General features: G+C 65.9%; 13 protein-coding genes. 11 read left to right on the top strand and 2 right to left on the bottom strand.

The annotated features are described in order from the left end of the window. Nucleotides 1-33: 33 nt before the first annotated feature. From HLH48_RS12880 to HLH48_RS12830, 11 genes are all read left to right on the top strand, one after another. Nucleotides 34-375, top strand: coding sequence for a hypothetical protein (locus tag HLH48_RS12880; protein WP_182997926.1), 342 nt, complete (start codon nt 34-36; stop codon nt 373-375). Between the two features lie 205 nt (nt 376-580). Next, nucleotides 581-1,216: a YkgJ family cysteine cluster protein gene (locus HLH48_RS12875; RefSeq protein ID WP_182997925.1), complete on the top strand. Its 636-nt coding sequence runs from the start codon at nt 581-583 to the stop codon at nt 1,214-1,216. A 342-nt stretch (nt 1,217-1,558) separates the two neighbouring features. After that, entirely contained in the window at nt 1,559-2,815 is a 1,257-nt protein-coding gene (locus HLH48_RS12870; RefSeq protein WP_182997924.1) for a LysR family transcriptional regulator, read from the top strand. Further along, nucleotides 2,812-4,116: an MFS transporter gene (locus HLH48_RS12865; protein WP_182997923.1), complete on the top strand. Its 1,305-nt coding sequence runs from the start codon at nt 2,812-2,814 to the stop codon at nt 4,114-4,116. The genes HLH48_RS12870 and HLH48_RS12865 overlap by 4 nt, the downstream gene beginning before the upstream one ends. A 4-nt stretch (nt 4,117-4,120) precedes the next feature. Next, entirely contained in the window at nt 4,121-6,466 is a 2,346-nt protein-coding gene (locus HLH48_RS12860) for a TonB-dependent receptor (protein ID WP_182997922.1), read from the top strand. A 53-nt stretch (nt 6,467-6,519) separates the two neighbouring features. Next, complete coding sequence (locus HLH48_RS12855) at nt 6,520-7,839, top strand: MFS transporter (protein WP_182997921.1); 1,320 nt, start codon at nt 6,520-6,522, stop codon at nt 7,837-7,839. Next, complete coding sequence (locus tag HLH48_RS12850) at nt 7,836-9,371, top strand: aromatic amino acid lyase (protein WP_182997920.1); 1,536 nt, start codon at nt 7,836-7,838, stop codon at nt 9,369-9,371. The genes HLH48_RS12855 and HLH48_RS12850 overlap by 4 nt, the downstream gene beginning before the upstream one ends. Beyond that, nucleotides 9,364-10,728 (top strand): dihydroorotase, encoded by a 1,365-nt coding sequence (locus HLH48_RS12845; protein ID WP_220795110.1) that lies wholly within the window; start codon nt 9,364-9,366, stop codon nt 10,726-10,728. Before HLH48_RS12850 ends, HLH48_RS12845 begins: the two co-directional genes overlap by 8 nt. Then, complete coding sequence (locus HLH48_RS12840; protein WP_182997918.1) at nt 10,725-11,978, top strand: Zn-dependent hydrolase; 1,254 nt, start codon at nt 10,725-10,727, stop codon at nt 11,976-11,978. Before HLH48_RS12845 ends, HLH48_RS12840 begins: the two co-directional genes overlap by 4 nt. Nucleotides 11,979-12,007: 29 nt before the next feature. Further along, nucleotides 12,008-13,111 carry a DUF917 domain-containing protein gene (locus tag HLH48_RS12835; RefSeq protein ID WP_182997917.1) on the top strand — a complete coding sequence of 368 codons (1,104 nt, stop codon included), beginning with the start codon at nt 12,008-12,010 and terminating at the stop codon, nt 13,109-13,111. A gap of 37 nt (nt 13,112-13,148) precedes the next feature. Beyond that, entirely contained in the window at nt 13,149-14,810 is a 1,662-nt protein-coding gene (locus HLH48_RS12830; protein ID WP_182997916.1) for a urocanate hydratase, read from the top strand. Between the two features lie 485 nt (nt 14,811-15,295). Here the strand turns inward: HLH48_RS12830 and HLH48_RS12825 are convergent, their stop codons facing one another. Together HLH48_RS12825 and HLH48_RS12820 are read right to left on the bottom strand one after the other, a co-directional pair. Beyond that, complete coding sequence (locus tag HLH48_RS12825) at nt 15,296-16,213, bottom strand: nucleotidyl transferase AbiEii/AbiGii toxin family protein (protein WP_220795109.1); 918 nt, start codon at nt 16,211-16,213, stop codon at nt 15,296-15,298. A 5-nt stretch (nt 16,214-16,218) separates the two neighbouring features. Then, nucleotides 16,219-17,007 carry a type IV toxin-antitoxin system AbiEi family antitoxin gene (locus HLH48_RS12820; RefSeq protein WP_182997914.1) on the bottom strand — a complete coding sequence of 263 codons (789 nt, stop codon included), beginning with the start codon at nt 17,005-17,007 and terminating at the stop codon, nt 16,219-16,221.

Genomic DNA, 17,007 nt, shown 5'->3' with positions numbered 1-17,007 from the left:
AGGTCGGCCCCATTGCCCCGGGCGAGGTTCCACATGTCATACCCGAAGAAATGCCGAATCGTCCGCCGCCGCCCGCCGCGTCCGACCGCTCGTATGCACCAGGCGAACCGCCTCATCCTCAAATTCTCGCGTAAAACGTCGTTGCTTCGTCATGGATATAGCCTTTCATCCTCGGAAAGCGCTCTCCACTTTTTCGAAGCAAGTCCAGGGTTCCATACCTTCTGTCCCGTAGTTCCACACTACCCGTCGCGCTTCAACATGCATGAAACCATCGAACGCGCCGACCTCATCCTGTCGATCGGCCACGACCCGCGCGTGCCGAACAGGTTTATTTCCCGCGGGCCGAAATCATCGGTGATCCTGCATGCTTTCTGATCGGCGGGCCTTTTCCTTTGACCGTCCGAATCATTCATGACAGCATAGGAAAAATCCCCTTACATCGCCAGGTTGCAAGATTTTCCACGCCTTATGAAATATACGAAAAAGAAAAACTCCACGAAAATCCTTGCCCTGTCGGGGCAGAACGCAAGCCGACGGCAACACCGCCCACATTGTCATCCCCGGACCGCCTGACCATTCGATGAGCAGCGACAGCGCCGCTCCCGAAGCGGCCTCCCCCCTGGCCTATATGCGCCAGAAGATGAACCAGGCCGATGCCATGTTCAGGCGCGACCGGCCTGTGGCCGGCAGCAGAGCCGACCTCCTTCTCCTGGCCCGGCGCATCCTCTCCCTGTGCGACGAGGTGGCGGACGCATTGCCGCATCTCAGCCCCGTCGTGCCGCTGGCCTGTGGCAAGGGCTGCGATACCTGCTGCCACAGCCTGGTACAGGTCAATCCGCTGTTCGCAGCGCTCGCCGTTCATGAGGCACGACAGACATTTTCGCCCGAGCGCCTGCATATCCTTCAGGAACGGCTGACCTCGCCCCCGTCGGCCTGCCCCTTCCTCTTCGACGGAAGCTGCTCGATCTATGCCGCGCGCCCGATGGTGTGCCGGGGATATTACAGCCTGAATCTCGATCTGTGCCGGCAGGGCGAATTCTGCGAGAAATCCCTTGGCTATCAGGGCGAACACGCCCATGCCCACCATCAGTTCATGATCTTCCTGTTCGCGCTGGAAAAACGCCTGGAAGCCATCGAAGCCGAACTCGGCATCCCCGGCGAACCGGTCTTTCTCAATATGGCCGCTCGTGCCCTGATGGACGAACCGGCTCCCTGAGCCCGGCCCATCGGCCGGGCGCCATGCCCCTTCCGGCCTGGCCGCCATCCATCCTGTACCCCTGACAAACGCCCGACCGGCCATTTCCCGCGCGCCCGCGCCACTATCGCCGGTGCCGGCCGGCGGCAACCGCTTCCCCCCTCGACCGTTGACGTATGCTTTTTCATGCGCATGCCATGCCTGCGGGCTAATTGAAATTGCACGCTCATTACGGCGATGCTTCGATACGACCGTTGATCGCTAATTTTAATATCAACATGAATATATGTGATTATAAGGATGAACCAGTAATAACCCACACAAGCCGCGCTACCATTCCTATTGTCATAAGGCTCCGTGGAAATGGAACTTCCAGCCCTGATCTATTTTACGAGCCTCGTCACAGAAGGCTCCGCCGCGGCGGCGGCCCCGCTGCTCGGCGTCAGCGCGTCCACGCTCAGCCACAGCGTTTCCGCGCTGGAGCAGGCCATGGCGACATCGCTGCTGTCACGTTCCGCATTCCGTCGGGGCAGCAGGGCCGCCACCACCGCCCAGGGTGAAAGTCTCTACCGGTCGGCCCTGCACCTGCTGGCCTGGTACCTGACCCTGATCGAGCATGACGGTCGCGCCGGCATGGCCCCGCCGGAACGCGACACGGCCTGTCCGCTGCCGACGCACCGTCTGCGCGCACTGCTGGGGTCGGGCCTGACATTGCGCATGATCGGCTATTTCCTCTCGGTCTATGAAACCCGCCGCATCGCCGCTGCCGCCCAGCGCCTGTCGCTGACACAGCCCACCCTGTCGCGGCAGATCGGCAAGCTGGAAGCAATCCTCGGCCGGCCCCTGTTCGTCCGCAGCCCCCATGGCGTTCTGCCGACGGCCGAGGCCGAGGCCCTGCGCCAGGGCTGCCAGCAGGTGGAACAGGCCCACCGGCAGATCATGCGCGACGAGAATTTCAGCTATTTCCGCGCCTTCAAGACTCTGAAACTCGCCTCCATGATGCCGACCAGCAGCGACAGTTCGCTGACCGTGCTGCTGGCCAACCTGGTCCGCCTCTGGCGCCACCGCCGCTATCAGCCGCCTTTGACGATCTCGACCATCGCCGCACCTCAGATGGTCGACGGCCTGCTCGACGGCCGGTTCGATGCCGGCCTGTCCGACCTGATCGACATCCCGCTGGATTTCGACAGTTCGGAACTGGAAAAATCCGCAATCTTCCTCGTCTTCGGCCGCGCGCACAGCCCGCCGCCCAACCAGCCTCCCCGTATCGCGCTGACCTCCTACCTGCTGACGGTGCCCGCCCTGGGCACCGGCCTGCGTCGGGTGACGGATCGCTATCTGGATCATGAAGGCATCACACCGGGCGGCATCTTCGAAACCCAGTCGCTGTCGCTGATCCTGCGCCTGGTCGAGGACGGCACCTGCTGCGCCATCCTGCCTGCCGGGTCGTTCCGCGCCCACGCGGTACATGCCATCCCCCTCCCCGACCGCTACCGGATGACGACGCGGCTGATCTGGAAGAAGGACCACCCTAACCTCGCCATCATCGGTCGCCTGCGCGCCGGTCTGGCGGAAATCCAGGCCGAAGCCGGCAACGCGGGCCGGAAATCGGTCGCATGAGCATGATCGCGCCCCTGCTGACGCCCGCCCTGCGCCGCCGCCGCCAGATCACGGTCCTGCTGCTCATGGCCGCCGGATGCATCAGCTATATCGACCGCGCCGCCCTGTCGGTCAGCAATACGACCGTGATGGCCGACATGCACATGTCCTACACCCAGATGGGCCTGCTGCTGTCGGTCTTCGCCTGGGCCTACCTGGCCGGACAGATCCCGACGGGCCTGCTGGCCGACCGGTTCGACAGCCGCGTTCTGCTGGGCGCGGGCCTGGTCCTGTGGTCCTGCGCGCAGATGGCCTTCGGCCTGGTGCATGGTGTCACCGGCCTGTTCCTGGCGCGGATCGGGCTGGGGATAGGCGAAACGCCACTGTTCCTCTCCGGCACCCGCGCACTGGTCCGCTGGTATCGGCCGCACGAGCGTGGGCGCCCGCTCGGACTGTTCAACGGCTCCGCGGCGCTCGGGCCGGCCATGGCGCCGCCGCTGCTGCTCGCGATCATGATGGTCTGGGGCTGGCGGGGCATGTCGGTCGCGATCGGCGCCGCCAGCCTGGTACTGGCTGTCGTGTGGATCCGCTTCTATCGCGACCCCGCCGACCTGCCGCTGAACGCGGCGATGCGTCAGGCCCTGCCCCGCTCCGACGGCCCGGTGCCCGCCGGTATCGTGCAGTCGCTGCGCCATGATCTGGGCGACCTGCTGTGCCGGCGCTCAAGCTGGGTGCTGACGGCAGGCTATGCTGGGGTGATCTACATCACCTGGCTCTATGCCACCTGGATGCCCGCATGGCTCCAGACCTCCCGCCACCTGACGATCGGGCAGGCCGGCATGCTGTCCGCGCTGCCCCAGTTCTGCGGTTTCGCCGGCAGCGTGCTGGGCGGTTTCGTGGTCGACCATCTGGCCGTCAGGGGCGTGGGGCGGTTGAACGCCTGCCGCACCCCGCTGGTACTCGCCATGCTGGTCGCCGCCATCGCCACCGCGTTGACCACGCTGCATACGGGGCTGGCGGTCATGATCGCCTTCATGGGCATCGCACTGTTCGCGGGCGGCCTGGCCCTCAGCACCGGCTGGATGCTCGGTACCGTCATCGCGGCCGACCATCGGGTCGCCACCTTGCAGGCGATCCAGAATACCGGCGGCTCGCTCGGTGGCGCGCTTGCCCCGGCCGTGACCGGATTGCTGGCCGACCGGTTCGGCAGCTTCACCCCCTCCATGCTCACGGCGGCCGCCATCGGGCTGGCCACCGTCGCGCTCTACCAGTTCGGCCTGCGCCCCGAAGACGTTGCCTCCACCGGATACGACAAGGAATAATCCGATGACCTCACTCCGGATTCTCGCGCTCTCGACCATGCTCGGCGGCCTCGCCATCGCGCCCCGGATTCACGCGGCCGCTCCCGCGCCGGAACCCCGCACCCCGAAGAAGGCGGCAGCGCACACCCATGCGCCCGGTCATCGCGCCGCCGGCATGCCCGCCCCCGCCATCGAGGCGATCTCGGTCTTCGGCCACGGCTCCACCCGGCAGATGACCAGCGTCACGCGCAACATGATGCAGCAGAGCACGCCCGGTACCTCGCCGCTGAAGGTTCTCAGCCAGCTTCCCGGCGTGATCTACCAGTCGGCCGATCCGTTCGGCGCCTATGAATATTCCAGCCAACTGTTCATGCGCGGCTTCAGCCAGCCGCAGCTTGGCTTCACGCTCGACGATATTCCACTCGGCGACCAGCAGTTCAACAATTACAACGGCCTTGCCGTCACCCGCGCCATCATCTCCGACGATGTCGGCGGCGTGGACGTCTCGCAGGGCGCGGGCGCGATCGACGTCGCGTCCACCAGCAATCTGGGCGGCGCGATCCAGATCCGTTCGCTCGACCCGTCCCATGTGCGCGGGGGCACCGTCGCCCAGACCTTCGGCAGCAATTCGACCATGCGCACCTATGCGCGTTTCGAAAGCGGCGACCTCAACACCACCGGCACCCGCTTCTACGTCGCCTATGCCCGGCTGAACGGCAATCTGTGGAAAGGCGGCGGCTATGACCATTCCGACCAGGTCAACGCCAAGCTGATCCAGCCGCTGGCCCGCAATTCGTCCCTCAAACTGTTCTTCGACTGGAGTTCGATCCAGCAGTTCGACTACCAGGACATGACCAAGAACTGGCTGCACACGGTCGGCCCCAACCTGGCGAACTACTATCCCAACTACGCGGCCGCCTATAACGCGGCGCTCGGCACCTATCCCGCGGAACTACAGAAGACGAACGATCCGTTCGATGCCGCCTATTATGCCGGCACCGCCAATCGCACCGACTATCTCGGCGGCCTCACGCTGGACGAAAACCTCACCTCGTCCCTCAACTGGAAGACGACGCTGTACGGCCACGCCGACAACGGCTACAGCACCTGGACGACGCCGTACATGCACTCGCCGAATGGCGCGCCGCTGTCACAGCGTATCCAGACGCCCAACGTGGCACGCGGCGGCTTCCAGACCGCCCTCACATGGAAGGTCGCGCGCCACGCGCTGAATGCCGGCGTCTGGTACGAATACGGTAATTTCAATGAAGGCCGCTATTTCTCCGAAGCCCCGCTACTGGGCCAGGGCACGCTCGGCAACCCCACCACCGGCTTCCCGGCCGACAAGGTGTTCGCCACCGCGTGGCAGGAAGCCTTCTCGACCCGTACCTTCGTGTTCCACCTGCAGGATACCTACAGGGTCACGGACAACCTGACGATCAATGCCGGCTTCAAATCCATGATCGTCAATTCCGGCAATTCGGTCCCGACGCAGGACGGCACCATCAACGGCACGCGCATCGCCCAGGGCCATCTGGAAGCCTCGAACGCCTTCCTGCCCCAGGTCTCGGCCAACTGGCGCTTCCTGCCGCATAACGAACTGTTCTTCGACGTGTCGCACAACATGCGCGCCTTCCCGCTGGACGGGTATGGTACCAACGTCTCCGCCACTCCATGGACCGCCTCGCAAAATGCCTTCCAGGCCACCCGCAACACGCTGAAGCCGGAAACCGACTGGGTCTATGAAGGCGGCTACCGCTACACCTCGCCGCTGATCAGCGCGCTGGCCTCCCTCTATCGCATCAATTTCTCCAACCGCCTGCAACTGATCACCAGCCAGGCCGGCATCAATCCCGTCACCGCCGTGCAGAATGTCGGCGGCGTCACGACCAACGGCGCCGAGGCCAGCGTCACGCTGCGTCCCGTGCGCGGGCTGTCGATCTACAATTCGTTCTCCTACGCCCATTCGACGTACGACCAGAACGTCCTGACATCGACCGGCCTGCAACCGACGCGCGGCAAGCTGGTGCCGAACTATCCGCAATTCATGTATAAAGGGAACATCACTTACGCCATCGGCAATTTTGACGCGCATGTCGACGGCACCTACCTCTCCCGCCGCGAACTGACCTACACAAACGACCTGCGCGTACCCGGCTATTTCCTGATGAATTTCGGCATGCGCTACCATTTCGGCCAGGTCGGACCGTTCAAGGGTCTCACCGCCAGCTTCAATATCTACAACCTCGCCAACAAGACCTACATCGCCACAACGAACGAACTGGGAAACAATTTCGTCAACACCAACTTCAATTACTTCATGATGGGCGCGCCCCGGCAGTTCTTCGGCACCGTCAGCGCGGATTTCTGACCGGCAGCCCCGTCATGCCGCGCCAGACTCCGCCCGGGCGAACCGGAAAAACGATGATTGCCGCTGCCTGCATCGGCAATCTTCTCGAATGGTACGATTTTTCGGTCTACGCCCTGTTCGCGCCCTATATCGCCCGCGCCCTGCTGCCGCCGACCGACCATCTGTCGCAACTGGCCCAAAGCCTGCTGGTCTTCGCGCTCGGGGCTGTCGCCCGTCCGCTGGGCGCGCTGCTGCTGGGCCAGTTCGCCGACCGGCGGGGGCGCGGGCCGGCGCTGATGCTCACCTGCCTGCTGATGGGCGCCGGCACCGCACTGATCCTGTGCGACCCGCCCTATGCCGTGGCGGGCCGCGCCTCCATCGTCATTCTCTGCCTCGCACGGTTGTTGCAGGGTATCTCGGCGGGTGGCGAAATCGGCGGCGCCGCCTCCTTCCTGGTAGAACGCGCGGGCAAGGGCCGCGCCGGCTTTGCCGGCTCGTTCCTACAGGCCACGATGGGCCTGTCCAACATGCTCGGCGCCGCGGTCGCCGCCGGCCTGACCGCCCTGCTGACCGACGCGCAGATGGCGCAATGGGGCTGGCGGGCGCCCTTTGCCATCGGCCTGCTGATCATTCCCTTCGGCCTCATCCTGCGTCGCGGCGAATCCGCACCACCGCGCACCACCGTCGATCACGCCCCGATCCTGCACGATCTGGCCCACAACCATGCCGGCCGTTTCATGGCCGCACTCGGGCTGTCCCTGCTCTGGGGTGCGGCGCCCTACGCGCTGGTCATCTACCTGCCGCTCTACGCCCAGCGTTTCAGCGGCGTCACCCCCCATGCCAGCTATGTCGCCTCGCTGGCCGGCAATCTCGCCCTGGTCGCCGGTTCGCTGGCAGCCGGCGCGATCGCCGATCGTCTCGGCGTCCGGCGCATGCTGGTGGTGGCGACGATGATGCTGATCGCCCTGCCCGCCCCCATCCTCGGCATGCTGAAATCCCATCCGGATACACCGACCATGATCGCGGTCGCGGCCAGCCTGTGCGGACTGGTCGCCCTGTTCGTCGGCGCCGCGCCGCTGGGCATCGCCAGCCTGTTTCCATCGCGGATCAGGGCCACCGGCATCGCCCTGTCCTACAACGCCGCCGTCGCACTGTTCGGCGGCTTCGCCCCGGCCCTGCTCGCCAGCCTCGGCCTGGCCTGGCACGGCGTGCCCAGCGCGGCCCTCTATGTCGCACTGGCCGCGCTGCCCGCACTGGCGGCACTGCTGTCGCCCCCCTTCGCCCGGGCTCACAATGCGGAAAATCCTGTGGGCCATGCAAAAAAAAGCATACCGGAACCCGGAGGCCGCAATGGGACACTGCGGACGGCAACCAGGGACGAAAGACCATCGTGACCCCCCTCTCCCTCTCCGGCGAAACGCTGCCGCTGGCCCATCTCACCGCCATTGCCGACGGCGCGCCGGTCGCGCTCGGCCCCGACGGAGTCGCCCGCCTGCGCGCGGGCGAGCAGGCGCTGCACGAGGCCCTGGCCCGTGGAGACGGCATCTACGGCACCACCAGCATGGTCGGGGCCTTCAAGGATAACGGCGTCGCGGACGCGGACAGGCCGAAATACGCCCTCCGGCTCCTGCGTTCCCATCTGCTGGGCACCGGCGCCTATCTGCCCGTGCGGGTGGTCCGCGCCGCGATGGCCATCCGCCTCAACACGCTGCTGACCGGCCATACCGGGGCCAGCCTGCCCCTGGCCGCCGCCCTGGCGGACCTGCTGAATACCGGCATCACGCCCGCCGTGCCCGAATATGGTTCGATCGGCTGCGCGGATGTCGGCCTCATGAGCCATATCGGCGCGACCCTGCTGGGCGAGGGCTTGGCTTTCGCTCCCGAAGGCGGCCCGGCCCATCCTTCCGCCCCCCTGCGGGCCCGGTTCGGCCTGCCGCCGCTGGTGCCCGGCCCCAAGGACGTCATGTCCGTCCTGTCCAGCAACGCGCTGGGCGTCGCCGGCGTGGCCTTGGCCACGGCCGATCTGCGCAACCGCCTGCCGCTGCTGCTGCATGTGTTCGTGCTGGCCGCCGCCGGCTTCGGCGCCTTCGGCATCCCGTGGGAGACCGCCCGCCTGGACGGGTTGAAGGACGAGGCCCGCGTCGCCCGCTATCTGCAAGGCCTCACCCGTCCCGGCGACTGGTCGCCCCGCCGCAACCTGCAGGACCCGCTGAGTTTCCGCTGCATGCCGCAGATCGCGGGGGCCCTGGTCACGGCGCTCGACAGGGCCGAAGCCACACTGGCACACACGATCGCCCACGCCGACGACAACCCGATCCTGTTCCACGGCCGGGCCATGACATCCGGCGCCTCCCTGCCTCTTGCACTGGCACTCGATGCGCAGGGACTGGTGATCGCCTTGTGTCATTACGCCCGCAGCACGCTGGGCCGCATCCTCGCCTCCTGCCGCGAAGACCTGTCGGGCCTGCCGCGCAACCTCACGCTCGATCCCGGTCGCCAGGTCGCCTTCGGCGCCGCGACCAAACTGGCCGCCGACCTCACCACCGCGATCCTGCGCGAATCCACCCCGGCCTCCCTCTACCAGATCCCCGTCGCCAACGGGTTCGAGGACGAAGCCAGCTACCTGCCCTCCGTCGCCCGCGCGCTGGGCCTGCAAGCCAGCCTGCTGTCCCCCCTGATCGCGCTGGAAGCCCTCGCCGCCCGGCAGGCCATCCGCCTGTCCGATGCCCGACCGGCCGGCGGCCCCGGCGACCTGCTGGTCGAACTCGACCGGCATGTGCCGCTGCTCGACGACAGCCATGCCGTCTCCGACGCCGTGCAGAGGACGGAAGACGTCCTGGCCCGCTTCGCAACGCGCCTGGCCGCCCCGCTGCCGGCGGACCTCGCCTTTCCACCGCCATCGTTTCAGGAGAATGCCCATGCATGACCTGCTGTTCAAAGGCCGTGTCGTCACCCCCCATGCGGTGCTCGACGATGGCTGGATCGCCGTCGATGGCGGCCGCATCAGCCGCCTGGGCCAGAACGAAGCCCCACCGGCCCGCCATGTCGAAGACCACGGTGATGCGCTGATCCTGCCCGGCGCCATCGACGCCCAGGTCCATTCCCGCTCGCAGAAGGGGCAGGAAGATTTCGTCTGGAGCACCCGCGCCGCCGCCGCCGGCGGCGTCACGACGATCGCCGACATGCCGTACGATGACGGGTTCCTGGTCTGCACGGCCGACGCTCTGCGCCAGAAGGCGCAGGAAGCCGGCGCGCAGGCCCGAATCGATTACGCCCTCTGGGGGACGATCGCACCGGATGACGGCCCCGCCCACATCCCGGCCATGGCCCAGGCCGGTGCCTGCGGCTTCAAATTCTCGACCTTCGGCACCGATCCGGTCCGCTTCCCCCGTATCCCGCCCGACCTGCTGGCCGCCTGTTTCGAGGCCGTCGCCCGTACCGGGCTGATCGCCGGCGTCCATAACGAGGACGACGAGTTGGTGCGCGCCCGCATCGCGGCGGTCGCCCGCGCGGGCATCACCGACTGGCGCGCCCACGGCCTCTCCCGGCCGGCATTGGCCGAAACGCTGGCCATGGCCCAGATCTACGAAACGGCGGCCGGCACCGGCTGCTCGGCCCATGTCGTCCATTGCTCGGTCGCGCGCGGCTATGCGCTGTGCGAGGCCTATCGCCGGCAGGGATTCGATACGACCGTCGAAGCCTGCATCCATTATCTGGTCCTGGACGAGGAGCATGACGTCGCCCGCCTGGGCGGCCGCGCCAAGATCAATCCCCCCGTCCGCCCCCGCGCCGAGGTCGAAGGCCTCTGGCACCACCTGGCCGCCGGCAATGTCACGATCGTCTCGACCGACCATGTCTCCTGGTCTCTGGCCCGCAAGTCGGACCCGGACATGCTCAGGAACGCATCGGGCGTGCCGGGTCTGGACATGCTGTATCCGCTCCTGCTGACCGAACTTTCGCGCCGTGACCTCTCCCCCACCCACGCCAGCCGCCTGCTGGCGGAAAACCCGGCCCGCCTGTTCCGCCTCGCCGCCGGCAAGGGCGGCCTGGCACCCGGCCGCGATGCCGACATCACCGTCGCCCGGCGCGAGACATGGCGCTACGACCCCGCCGCCAGCGACAATGTCCTGACCGACTGGAGCCCCTATGCGGGCCGCGAACTGGACTGGCGCATCGCCGGCACCTGGCTGCGCGGCCGACAGGTCTTCGACGGCCGGACCGTCCTCGCCGAACCGGGCACCGGCCGCTTCATCACGCCCGAACAACCTTCGGGCGTGCGATGAGCGTCGCCGCCTACATCCGGCCCGACCGCCTCCAGGCCGATCTCGACGCCCTGACCGCCATCACCGATCCGGGCCGCCCCCACACGCGGCGGTCCTTTTCGCCGCACTTCCTCGAAGGCCGCGCATGGCTGGCGGACCGGTTCCGACAGGCCGGCCTGACCACCCGCATCGACGACGCCGGCAACCTGATCGGCCGCCGCCCCGGCACGATGCCCGACCTGGGCACGCTCATGAGCGGCTCGCACTCCGATACGGTGCCCGATGGCGGCCGTTTCGACGGCATCCTGGGCGTGCTGGCGGCGCTGGAAGCCGCACGAGCCTTCGCCGATGCCGGCCTCGCCCTGCGCCATGACCTGGACATCGTCGATTTCCTGGCCGAGGAACCCAGCGATTTCGGCCTGTCCTGCATCGGCAGCCGCGGCATGGCCGGCGCTTTGTCAGCCGAGCACCGCACCCTGCGCGCACCTTGGGATGAAGGCCTGGCCGACGCCATCACCCGCATGGGCGGCGCGCCCGACCGGCTGGACACGCCACGCCGCACCGATATCCGCGCGTTCTTCGAACTGCATATCGAACAGGGCATCGTCCTGGAGCAGGCGGGCATCCAGATCGGCGTGGTGGACGCCATCGCCGGCGTCACCCGGCTGGACATCACCTTCACCGGCCGGGCCGACCACGCCGGCACCACGCCGATGGACCTGCGGCAGGACGCCGCGGTGCCTGCCGCCGCCATCGTCACCTTCGTCCACGACCAGGCAAGCACGCTGGCCCGCTCCGGCGCAGGGCATGTCACGGCCACCTGCGGCGTGCTCGCGTTGTCGCCCGGCGCGTCCAACGTCGTCCCGCGCGCGGCGCGGCTGGTCGTCGATATCCGCGTTTCCAACCGTCCGGTCGCCGAAGCCCTCGTGGCATCGATCCGCAGCGCCTGCATCGAGGCCGCCGCCGCCAGCCGCACCACCCTCGCGCGCTTCACCATCCAGTCCGACACGCACCCCACGCCCTGCGACCCGGCCCTGGCCGCGCTGGTCGAGGACGCGGCCCACGCACAGGGCTTCAGCACCCGGCACATGGTGTCCGGCGCCGGTCACGATGCCGCCTTCGTCGCACGGCTGGCACCGACGGCCATGCTGTTCGTCCCCTGCCGCGACGGCCGCAGCCACGACCCGGACGAATGGTGCGCCCCCGAAGACGCCACGCGCGGCACGATGGTCCTGGCCGAGGCGCTGGCCATGCGCGACCGCATCGACTGACCCCCTGAACTGCACGGGAAGGAACCGAAATGGGCCGTATACTGGTTGAAAAGGATGTCGAAGCCGCCATCGCGGGCGGTTCCATCTTCGCATGTGGCGGCGGCGGCTGGGTGGAGCATGGCCGCATGCTGGGCATAGCCGCGATCAATGCCGGCCAGCCGGAACTGGTCGGCGCCGACGAGATCCCCGACGACGCGATCATCGCGACCGCCGCCGCCATCGGCGCCCCCGCCAGCACCACCGCATGGCAGATGCTGGGCGTCGATTACGTCAACGCCGTCCGGCTGGTGGAAAAGGAACTGGGCCGCCCCATCTACGGGCTGATGATCGGCCAGAACGGCAAGTCCAGCACGCTGAACGCCTGGCTGCCCGGCGCCATCCTGGGCACCAGGGTCGTCGACGCGGTAGGCGACATGCGGGCCCACCCCACGGGCGACATGGGCTCGATCGGCATGGCGGGCTCGCCCGAACCCATGATCCAGGCCGTGGTGGGCGGCAACCGCGCCAATGGCGCCTATCTCGAAGTGGTCGCCAAGGGCGCCACCGCCCGCGTGTCGCCCATCCTGCGTACGGCGTCCGACATGTCCGGCGGCTTCATCGCCTCCTGCCGCAACCCGCTGCCGGCCGCCTATGTCAAGCGCCACGCCGCCTGGGGCGGCATCTCGCGCGCGCTGGCACTGGGCGAAGCCGTGCTGGCCGCCCGCCCCAAAGGCGGCAGCGCGATCATCGACACCATCGCCCGCACCCTCGACGGCGCCATCGTGGCGCGGGGCAAGGTGGCGCGGAAATCGGTCGTCTACACACCGGAAGCCTTCGATATCGGCACCATCACCGTCGGCACCGGCGACCGCGCGGTCACGCTGCATGTCATGAACGAATACATGGCCCTGGACGATGCGGGCGGAAAGCGGATCGCCTCCTTCCCGGACATCATCACCACCCTGTCACCCGACGGGCATCCGCTCAGCGTCGGCGAAGTCACCGAAGGGATGGAAATCCTCGTTCTGCACGTGGAAAAGACCAAGTTCCCGCTTTCATCGAGCGTGCTCGACCCCGCGGTCTATCCCCCAGTCGAGCGCGCGCTCGGGATCGACCTGACCAGCTACGCGCTACACGGCATCAGCACCACATGACACCAGCGACAATGACATGCGCAAGAGGGCCCAGACCATGACGAACCAGACATTCGGCGTCACCTCGGGCGGCAATCTGCGCTGTCGCGGATGGCGGCAGGAAGGATTGCTGCGCCTGCTGGAAAACGTCCTCTCCGTCGGCGAGGACCCGGCCAACCTCGTCGTCTACGCGGCCCTGGGCAAGGCCGCCCGCGACTGGCCGTCGCACGACGCCATCGTCCACGCCCTGACCACCATGGGCGATGACGAAACCCTGATCGTCCAGTCCGGCAAGCCGATCGGCGTGGTCAGGACGCACGAGCGCGCGCCGATCGTCGTCATGGCCAACTGCAACATCGTCGGACAATGGGCGAAGGCCGAGGAATTCTATCGGCTGGAAAAGAAGGGCCTGATCTGCTGGGGTGGCCTGACGGCCGGCGACTGGCAGTATATCGGCTCACAGGGCGTCATCCAGGGCACCTACGAGATCTTCCGCCGCATCGCGGAGCAGCATTTCAGCGGCGACCTGACCGGCCGGCTGATCCTCACCTCCGGCCTCGGCGGCATGGGCGGCGCCCAGCCCCTGGCCGGGCGGCTGGCCGGCGCGATCATCCTGTGTGTCGAGGTCGATGACGCACGGATCGGCCGCCGCATCGACAGCGGCTATCTGCAACATCGCGCCACCTCGCTGGACGACGCCCTGCGCCTGGTGGCGGAAGCCCGCGCGACCGGCGACGCCCGTTCCATCGGCCTGTGCGGCAATGCCGCCGACATCTTCCCCGCCCTGCTGGCGCGCGGCATCATCCCCGATATCGTCACCGACCAGACCTCGGCGCACGACCTGGTCTATGGCTACGTCCCGGCCGCCCTCTCCCTCGACGAGACCCGGGCCCTGCGCCAGAACGAGCCGGAGGCCCTGTCCCGGCTGGCCCTGGACTCGATTGCCCGCCATGTGCAGGCCATGCTCGATTTCCGCGCCGCCGGCGCGGTCGTGTTCGACAACGGCAATCTGATCCGCACCCAGGCCCGCAAGGCCGGCATCGCCCACGCCTTCGATATCCCGATCTTTACCGAAGCCTATCTCCGCCCGCTCTTCGCCCGCGGCATCGGCCCCTTCCGCTGGATCGCCCTGTCCAATGACCAGGCGGACCTGCGCAGGATCGACGATTATCTGCTGGAAACCTTCGCCGACAACCCGTCGGTCACGAACTGGATCACGCTGGCCCGCCGCTTCATCCCCGTCGAGGGCATGCCCGCGCGCATCGCGTGGCTGGGCCATGGCGACCGCACGACAGTCGGGCTGGCCGTCAACCGCATGGTGCGCGAGGGCATCCTCTCCGGCCCCGTGGCCTTCACGCGCGACCATCTGGATGCCGGCGCCATGGCCCACCCCAACATCATGACCGAGAACCTCAAGGACGGGTCGGACGCCATCGCCGACTGGCCCCTGCTCAATGCCATGCTCGCCTGCTCGTCACAGGCCGATCTGGTCGCCATCCATTCCGGCGGCGGCGGCTATGCGGGCTACATGACCAGCGCCGGCGTCACCATCATTGCTGACGGCTCGCCGGAAGCCGACGAACGCCTGCGCCTGACCCTGACCAACGACACCAGCCTGGGCGTCATGCGCTATGCCGACGCCGGCTACGCGGAAGCGTTCGAGGAAATCGACCGCCAGCACCTGCCCTACATCAACCTCGCCCCGTCCGCCGCTTCATAGGAAGTCGACCACATTGCGGACCGAATCAGGTTCGGAGGCGGGCCCGACCGGGAACTGCCCCCTTTCCCTTTCCTCCCCCGTCCATCATCGCCGGGCCGGCAAAAACCCGGCAATCATCGGGCCAGACAGGATCGCGTACATGGCCCGATGTAAAAAATTCCAGTCCTTTACGGGAAGTCAGCGGAAATCGTCACCATGACGATAAACGAAGAGCCGATGACATAGGTCGCCCACAACGGCCCGCTGTGGATCCGCTCAAATCTTTGATTGATCAGGAAATTGGCGGAGGGGATGTCCGCCGCAAAAACAAATCAACATATTGATTTATTAACATTTATTGCATGACCATAAAAATTTATCCCACACAAAAACCCACATAATGTCGTCATTTACGTCATTTTGGGTGGTCCAGAGGGCACATGACCATCCGCCTTTACCTGCGTCTTCATTGTCAGACAATGCGGATTTTGATGGACAATTCATGCTCATGAAAACAAGACCCGCTCCAATGCGTCGGTCAGTTCAGTCCGCTTGGCATCAGATAGCTTGGCAAGATTGCGCTGTTTCCATATGACAGCAGGTAGATGCTGGGCTTCCGGTATCCCAAGTAGCTCCCAATCCGGTTCGCCTCGCTTGAAGCTGAGGAGGAAATGCCGGTGATCCTCCGGCATGGCAGCGACCATCTCGGCGATAATTGCTTCCCGCGCGGCCTCCAGTTCCGTGAGAGTGACGGGTTCTTCCGTCATTCCGACAAAGCCCCTCTCAAACTCCTCGCGCAGCGGTTTGCGGGTCGGGGCAAGAACTTCAGCCATCGGGCGGTTATGGCTGATGAGATAAACCAGAAAAGCTCGACGCAATGCATCGTCGACACCCTCGTTCGCCAGCAGGCCGCGCACGTCGAAAAGGTCGCGGGGATGCTGGCGGTCGAATGCAGCTACGATCTTGCCCGCATAAAGGTCGGCGAAAGACACGACCTGCATCTCGGCAAAACCGAAGACGTCTTCGACAGCGGGCACCACGCTTGTCACAGCCGGATCATAAACGGTGCCTCGCAACACCGGCGTTACCTCTATTTTGATCTGTACACCCCCGACCCGAACGACCAGCTTGGTCACGACGTTCTCATCGGCCGAGCGTGAGGTATTGACCTTCACACCGGGTATGCCCTGTTCGATCCGCTCCTTGATTCTGAGCATCGCGGCATCAATCGCAGAAAGTGATGCGGGCCGTCCCTCAACCGGCAGATAAGTCAGGTCGATGTCCACGGAAAGGCGTGGCATGTCGCGCACGAACAGGTTGATCGCAGTGCCACCCTTGAGCGCGAAAATCCGTTCCTCCGCGACGAAAGGAACAACCCGCATCAAGAGAGCCACCTGCTGCTGATATGTGTCGAGGAAAACCATGAGCTTCACGAAGCTCCCAAGTCGGATGGCACGGTGATGTTATAATGCGGATCGAGTTTTCCTCCTTTGGCAAGGACGCGCTTACCCGCACCCAGATCGATGCGAGATATATCGAGCCGGGGTCGCCATGCATGACGGTGGCGGTCGGCGAAGAAGAGGAAGAGCCGCTTCACCTTCACGCTAGTGCAAGCCTCAAGCAGCACTTGCAGTCGGCGCGGGCTTAAATCGCTCATTCCTTCAATCAAAGCATCAGCTTGGTGGAAGGTCTCACGCTCGGGCAGTTCATCGAGTAATTCGAGAACGGCGCGCTCTTTGCTGGAATAGCGAATGGGCAGGGCCAGACCACCGACATTGACCATAGCGGGACTTGATATGGGCGATGGATCGATGTGGCTTGGAAACAGCCGCAAGCTGTTGTGCCAATGAAAGGCCACGTCGAGCGGCAGACTTGGCAGCCAGGTCGGTGGGGGTTTCGGTCCGTAAAGATGAACCTCACGAACCGATGTCGGCAGATAATGAGCATAACCCTGCTGTTCGAGCGCGGTACGGCCGCCGACGGTCAACGGAAGGTCCAGTACCGCCTGGAGGGAAACCACGACCTGCTGCCAGCTTAGCGGCGTGCGTGAGCGACGATAGACGCGACGAGCTGGGCTTTCGAGCCAGCCGGAGCGCACATACTGGCTCCTCAACGCCGACGAATAGCCGTGGGCTTCCATCCAAGCTGCATCAGCGAGGAGTCCTTCGGGGAGTTCCTGCTGGAGACGGTTTAGTTTTCCACCTGAATGCATATTCAT

This window comes from Gluconacetobacter sacchari, assembly GCF_014174255.1.
Taxonomy (GTDB): domain Bacteria; phylum Pseudomonadota; class Alphaproteobacteria; order Acetobacterales; family Acetobacteraceae; genus Gluconacetobacter; species Gluconacetobacter sacchari.
Note: the sequence above shows the minus strand (reverse complement) of the source record. Positions and strands in the feature narration are given on the sequence as shown.